This window comes from Terriglobus sp. YAF25 (assembly GCF_052113305.1).
In the GTDB taxonomy this organism is placed as follows: domain Bacteria; phylum Acidobacteriota; class Terriglobia; order Terriglobales; family Acidobacteriaceae; genus Terriglobus.
The window spans coordinates 1-6,560 of the sequence record NZ_JBFRCY010000568.1; the positions used below are offsets into that span (position 1 = coordinate 1).

The window sequence follows — 6,560 nt, forward strand, 5'->3', positions numbered from 1 at the left end:
GTATAAACCTCTTCCGGCGAGATATTCCACGCCAACAGCGCGTGTTCCTTCGAAGACGACACGTGAGGCCAGGGCGTTCAACTGAATCTGTAAGCGCCCCTGGCTACGGCCGGCGGCATCGAGCAGGCGTTCCCGTGCACTGTTGCGACAGCCGGACCGCGTTGCCAGCGGCGTCAGCACTACACCTTCACGGCTCGTACTTGTAACCGCACGCCAGTCATTTGGGTCAAAAAGAGTCTCCAGCGCAAGCCCAACATTGTCGATATGGTTGGCGAGGCCTTTTACCGCCGCCAGCGTTACCAGCTTCAGCAGCTCTTCATCCTTGAAGACCATCTTTGGATTTGCGATCTGCGTGTGCAGCCAGCCGCTGAACCCATGTCGGGAAGGATTCGATCCCTTGCCTAGCAACATGCCCAGGATCGCCTCTTTCAAGCGCCGAAAGGAAGAGACGTAGTCGCAATACTCAATCCGTTCGAAATACCGCCTCATGTTCTCCGGCGACCACGAATTGTCACCGGTCAGTGCTTGGAGATGCTCCCAGTCACTATTCTGCGGATAGACGGTGATCATCGCGTTGTGAGCGGTACAGCCGCCGAGGGTTCCAGCACGTGGATAGAAGATGCCGTTTTGTTCAGCGACAAACTTCGTATCCTTCTGCTGCATTGCCTGGTCGCTATAGTGGCGTACGAAAAAGTCCCAGCTCATCGCCGGGTCTTCACTCGCGAAGGGATGAAAGCAAGGGATGCGGTAGTTATATCCGCTCGGTGTGCTCTCGACGTTGGCCCTGTTAACAGGCTGCGTGCCCAACCGGATCTATCGTCCTGGCTCGGCAGCAATCGAGACCTCTCCCACAATCGACGGAATCCCCGGAGGCTCGCACTTTAAGCTTGCAGCCATCGAATTCGATGACATGGGTGAGGCATGGGAAAAGTGCGCCTCGATATCCGAGGTCGATAGCTGCCAGTTGTCCCGCACTGTTGACCTTATTCGAACGGAAAAACAACGCGCCGGCGAAGTTGTGGTTGTTGTCTTTATCCACGGTTGGAAGAACAACGCCTCGAAACAGAATGAGGAGAAGAAGAACCTGCACGATTTCAAGATCGTGATGGAGCGGCTCTCGCGCGCGGAAGCCATGAGCGTGCAGGGCGTCCATCACACGCCGGCTTACGTCGGCGTGTACATGGCGTGGCGGGGCCAAGTCGTAGCCGGGGATCTCTTCGCAACCTTCTGGAATCGTAGGTACGCGGCGCAGCGCGTGGGCAGCACGGACTTTGCCGAATCGCTCTACCGCATTATGGGGGCGACCAAAGAAAACAGCCCGAGCTCCCGCATCGTGATCGTCGGGCATTCCTTCGGAGCGCGTGTGCTTGAAACCGCACTCACCAATACGTTCGTGAGTCTGTTGATTCCTCGTCCAGGAAGCGGCGATCAAGGCGAACAACTCTCCCCCGCCGATCTTGTGGTTTACGTTAATCCCGCGACCGACAGCTTCCGCACCAAGCAGATGATCGAGCTGATGCAGCGGACCGGCTTCGATGTAGCAAGAGGACAGACCGCCGGCAAGAGCCCATTGTTTCTTTCGGTCACATCCGTCGGAGACACAGCTACGGGCGTGGCCTTTCCATTGGGGCAAGGCTTGTCTGCGGCGAGCAAGAGCTTCCGTTCAAACTATGAGGGCATGCCACAGGCGCCGCCACAAAAGACGTTCTTCACGCATACCCCAGGCCACATCCCTTATTTGTTCAGCCACGAGGTTCACAACACGCAAGCGCCCTGCGTGAGCACGCAGGATATGGTCCGCTTTCACGCGCGGGGAACATGCTTCGAGCTGGCGCCCAGGTCGTCTCGATGGAACGATACTGCCTTCTGGGTAACGACAGTTCCCAAACAAGTCATTCGCGACCATACCGACATCTTCAACGACGGATTCGCAACAATGATCATTGAATTGATGAAGCACTACCAGGTGCTTGACAGTCCACAGGCAACGACCATGCTGCATCGTCAGTGATTCGTGGAACCTACGGTTCAGAGCGATTGCACTTTGTCATTTTGAAGCGCTCGGGTCCACGTCCAGTTTTGCTGGCGGAGAAATCTGCTTTTCTTGTTTCTCTGCCAGGACGCCCGCCCTGGAACATTGCTCTAATGCACGGTTGAGAAGAGCTCATTGATCTTCTGCAGCAGATCATTCCGTTTGAATGGCTTGCTCAGAAACGCGAGTTGCCCTTTATGGAAGCCCTCGCGTGCTTCCTTGTCATTGGTGTAGCCGGAAAGAAAAAGCGTCTTCAGCACGGGGCGTTTCGTCTGCAGCTTCTCTGCCAGCTCCCTGCCTCCCAGGTTTGGCATCACGACATCGGTRAGCAGCAGATCGATCTCGCCGTCGTACCCCTCTGCAACGCTGAGCCCATCCATCCCATCGCATGCTTCCAGCACCGTATATCCCTCACGTTTCAACACTGCTGCGGTGTAGGCACGAATGGCCGGCTCATCCTCGACAATGAGGACCGTTCTTCCCGTGACCGGCCCTTCTTTTGACAATGCCATAGACCATGGCAAGGCCAAGACCGGTGCCCTTGCCACTCGATTTGGTAGTAAAGAAGGGCTCAAAGATATTGCGTTGAACCTCCTCGCTGAAACCTATTCCAGTGTCGGAGACGATAAGTTGAGCGTAGGTACCAGGCTTGAGCCCTGGAGATAGTCTTGCGGCAGCGCCCGTTATTCGTGTCAGCCTGGATTCGAGACGAAGTATTCCACCCAGAGGCATCGCATCCCGTGCGTTGGTGGCGAGATTCATCACCACCTGCTCAACCTGGGTGGGGTCAGCGAAGATCTCATTCACCTTCTCTGACAACACAAGATCGATGCGGATGTCTTCTCCAATAATCCGGCGCAGAAGATTATGCGTCTGTGACATCACATCATTCAGGCGAATGCGCTCAGCCCGGATAAGCTGGCCTTTTCCGAAAGCGAGGAGTTGCTGTGTCAGCTTCGCCGCGCGGTCGCCTGCATCCAAAATTGCGTCGACCAGCTCACGCTGCGTTGCATCCAGCGGATGCTCCGTGAGCAGAAGCTGCGAATAACCGTTGATGATCGTCAGAAGATTATTGAAGTCATGAGCGATGCCGCCGGCCAGCCGGCCCAGGCTTTCAAGTCTTTGCGAGCGATTGAGCTGATCGGTCGCGATACGAAGCGCATTTTCTGAGAGACGGCGTTGCCTGGCGTCGCGAAAGGCTAATACGGCTCCCACGATATGACCATCGTCGTCCCTGATGGGGGCCGACGAGTCATCAATCGGGATAAGCTGCCGGTTTCGCGTCATGAGAGACGTTTCTCCCTTGAGATAAYGCGTCTCGCCCTCTCGCAGAGCCCGCTGCAGCGGATTCTCCAGCACCGTATTGGCGACATCATCAATAAACGTCAGCACCTGTTCGACAGGAACACCCGATGCTTCTGCGAGCGTCCATCCCGTCAGCTCTTCCGCTACTGGATTAAGAAAGGTGACCATCCCGTCTACATCGGTCGCAACGACTCCGTCGCCAATGGAGGAGAGGGTTGCCGCATATCGGCGCTCACCGTCGCGCAGTCGTTGCTCCAGCCGGGACCGTTGTGTCGCAACCTCAATGGCAATCAGCAGCTCCCTCTCATCGAGAGGTTTCAGCAGATACCCAAAGGGAGCGGTCTGTTTGGCCCTACTGACGGTAGAGGCATCGGAGTGCGCGGTGAGATAGATGATGGGGACTTCTCCATCCTCGTTGATCGCGCTTGCTGCCTCAATGCCGCTCATGTCGCCCTTGAGATGGATGTCCATCAGCACGAGGTGGGGTTGAAGTTTTCCGGTTTGACCGTCACCGAAACGGTAACTCTGCCATGCGTTCTTCCCTTGAAGGCGTGCTTGAACGCGTTGGTCAGCAGCTCATTCATGATTAGACCGACCGGGACGGCGCGATCGATCGATATCTCTACCGGTTCCACATGCGTGATCAGTTGGATATGAGCGCCGGCGCTGTGATTGATATGGACGTTTTCCGCCAGCTCTCTGGTATAGGTACCGAACTCGACCGCATTCAGGTCGCCGGAACGATAGAGGGACTCATGGACAAGGGCCATGGATCTCACGCGGCTGCGGCTCTGCTCCAGCGCCTGCCGGGCTGCCGGGTCATTTGCATCAAGAGACTGAAGATAGAGCAAGCTGGAGATGGCAGCCAGATTGTTCTTCACCCGATGATGAATCTCTCGCAAGAGCACCTCTTTCTCGTTCAGCGAACGCGCCAGGTGATATTCCTGCTCTCGGTGTAGGGTTATGTTCATGGCGACACCGGCGAGATAAATTTCTCCATTTGAACCGGCGAGAGGAAACTTATGGGTCCTCCAATATTCCAGACCTTCGCCCAGACCAGGCGTCGTCTCTTCCACTTCGACGGGAGTGCCGGTTGCAAGCACACGCAGATCTACCTCACGAAAGGAATCCGCTGCTTTTCGAGGCCATAACTCATGGTCAGTCTTCCCAATCCACTCGCTCCGTGAGATGTCGAAGAGCTCCGCAAATGTCCGGTTGTAATACTGCATGCGTCCCTCCGCGTCCTTGATGAACGCCAGAAAGGGGCTGCTGTCCATAAACGCATCGAAGCGCCGCCGGCTGGTCTCTGCGGCACTGGCGAAAGCACTTGCTTCGTTGCGAAGTTCATCCAGGTGCCGGGCGGTTCTGACCTTATCGGGAATCTCCACCGAGATGCCCGCAACCATACGATCATCTGCCGCCCCCTCAAGAGGCACTTTGATCGCGCGCCAGTACATCGGGCCACCCGAAGCATCAACGGTCTCCACGCATTGATCGAGCATGCTGCCGGAACGCAGGATCTGCTCATCTTCCTGAGCAATCGTGCGAGCCACCGTGTCCGGCCACAGATCTACACTGCTGCGGCCAAGCCATTCTGTCTGCGAGATACCGAAGCGCTCCGCGAGTTTCTTGTTATAGAAAAGAATCCGCCCCTGGTGGTCTTTAAGATGTGCCTCAATCGGCAGTGCATCGAGGAAACAGCGAAAGATCCGATCTCTTCGCTGAATCTCACCCGTGGCCTGATCCAGGGCTGCTTCATCCATCAATTGCCGGAGCTGCAGGGCGAGTTGACGACCGAGCGCACGCAGAGAGCGGATCTGGACGGCCCCAAGTTCGCGAGGGCGGGTATCCATAAGACACAAGGCGCCGAGGATTTCCCCATTGGGCGCCTTAAACGGAATCCCCGCGTAGAAACGGACTCCGTTTCCAACCCGGCGCGCAAGCTCACGAGAATGTGGGTCCAGCTCTGTGTCGTTGACAACGAGCAGATCGCCCTGTTCCAGAACGTACATCCAGATCGGCTGATAGCCAGCGAGATCGCTTGTCTCGATCCCTATCTTCGATCTGCAGATGACACAGTCTTCTTCGACGAGCGCGATTGCGCCCATCGGGGCTTCACATATCTCGCCGGCGAGGGCCAACACTTCCTCAAATTCCCTCGATATCTCAAATAGCAGGAGAGAGCGCACGGCTTTGAGGCGTGCAGACTCGTCTGCGTGCAACTCGTCTGGCCGCACGTCGCGTCCTGGAAGCATTGTTTTTAACCACCCACTACATCGGTACTACGTTCGGAGATCTTGATTCTGATCCTATCCGGGGCAGGGATACTCCCCAAATGGCCCTGAAGTCACCTGGCCGTGATTACTTCCCGAAATGGGAAAACTCTTCAACGAAGGCTCGACCGATCTGACCGGACTTGCGAACGTCATCTTGCCATCACCGGAAAGACAGCCGGAGAAGCCGGCTTTCGTGGGACCGAAGATCGATTCTGATCTGAGTGGTTGCGGGGATACCCTTTGTAGACCATGGATCGAGGATCGACGTCGGAAGTGGAACGTCGATCGATCGCCAGGAGAACTCGTGACTTTCCGGCATCTCCGCCACATTAAGGAGCAGCACCGCGCGGTCGCCGTTTTCAAGGGGACGTTCCCATATTTCAAAGCCACCGAGCTTGCGCTTCAGGACGGCTTGCCGTCCCAGGCCGTCCTGATCGATTGCGATGAGCTTCTTATTCAGAAGAATGCCTCGCGTGGTCTCCGTCATAGTTCGTACGTCGTTACCGGCAAAAAGGGGTGCAGCCAGCATGGCCCAGAGGTTCATATGCGAACGGTTCTCAAGATCGTTCATGCCGCCATTTCCCACCTCCAGCATGTCTGGGTCATTCCAGTGACCAGGTCCGGAGAATGGGGCCGCCATCTGTTGCGTGAGTGCGTTTTGATGCATCGTCCCAAAATCGGCATGTATGTCCGCCGTGGTACGCCAGGTACTTGCGCCTACATCGGAGCCCCACGACCAAACATCCTCCATCCCGTACTGGCAAAGGCTGTAAAGAATCTCTCGGCCCGTAGCCTGCAACGCGGCACCCATCTTCTGGAAGACCGCCTGGCTCTCCGATGGCAGATAAACCCGAGAGGCCGTGCACCAGTCATACTTCAGGAGGTCGACTCCCCATACTGCGAAGGTTTTCGCATCCTCTACTTCATGCCCATAACTTCCTTCATGC

General features: G+C 56.3%; 6 protein-coding genes. 1 reads left to right on the forward strand and 5 read right to left on the reverse strand.

Annotated elements, in window-relative coordinates; all coding sequences use genetic code 11:
• On the reverse strand, nt 1–807 hold an 807-nt coding region (locus AB4043_RS20195), incomplete at its 3' end, for a GMC family oxidoreductase N-terminal domain-containing protein (RefSeq protein WP_442307902.1).
• Here AB4043_RS20195 and AB4043_RS20200 point away from each other — a divergent pair.
• Nucleotides 800–2,011: a hypothetical protein gene (locus AB4043_RS20200; RefSeq protein WP_442307903.1), complete on the forward strand. Its 1,212-nt coding sequence runs from the start codon at nt 800–802 to the stop codon at nt 2,009–2,011. The two genes, AB4043_RS20195 and AB4043_RS20200, sit on opposite strands and share 8 nt — an antisense overlap.
• Before the next feature lie 131 nt (nt 2,012–2,142).
• Here AB4043_RS20200 and AB4043_RS20205 read toward each other — a convergent pair whose 3' ends face one another.
• The 4 genes from AB4043_RS20205 to AB4043_RS20220 form a co-directional block, all read right to left on the reverse strand.
• Nucleotides 2,143–2,544, reverse strand: a complete 402-nt coding sequence (locus AB4043_RS20205; protein ID WP_442307904.1) for a response regulator — start codon at nt 2,542–2,544, stop codon at nt 2,143–2,145.
• Nucleotides 2,486–3,808 carry an ATP-binding response regulator gene (locus AB4043_RS20210; protein WP_442307905.1) on the reverse strand — a complete coding sequence of 441 codons (1,323 nt, stop codon included), beginning with the start codon at nt 3,806–3,808 and terminating at the stop codon, nt 2,486–2,488. Before AB4043_RS20210 ends, AB4043_RS20205 begins: the two co-directional genes overlap by 59 nt.
• Nucleotides 3,808–5,592 carry a PAS domain-containing protein gene (locus AB4043_RS20215; RefSeq protein WP_442307906.1) on the reverse strand — a complete coding sequence of 595 codons (1,785 nt, stop codon included), beginning with the start codon at nt 5,590–5,592 and terminating at the stop codon, nt 3,808–3,810. Before AB4043_RS20215 ends, AB4043_RS20210 begins: the two co-directional genes overlap by 1 nt.
• A gap of 181 nt (nt 5,593–5,773) precedes the next feature.
• The coding region (locus tag AB4043_RS20220; protein WP_442307907.1) for a glycoside hydrolase family 27 protein at nt 5,774–6,560 on the reverse strand (787 nt) is incomplete at its 5' end.

What these genes read in the sequence shown, in the direction of transcription:
- AB4043_RS20215 (WP_442307906.1), bottom strand. Translation starts at nt 5,592, where the DNA reads ATGCTTCCAGGACGCGACGTGCGGCCAGACGAGTTGCACGCAGACGAG.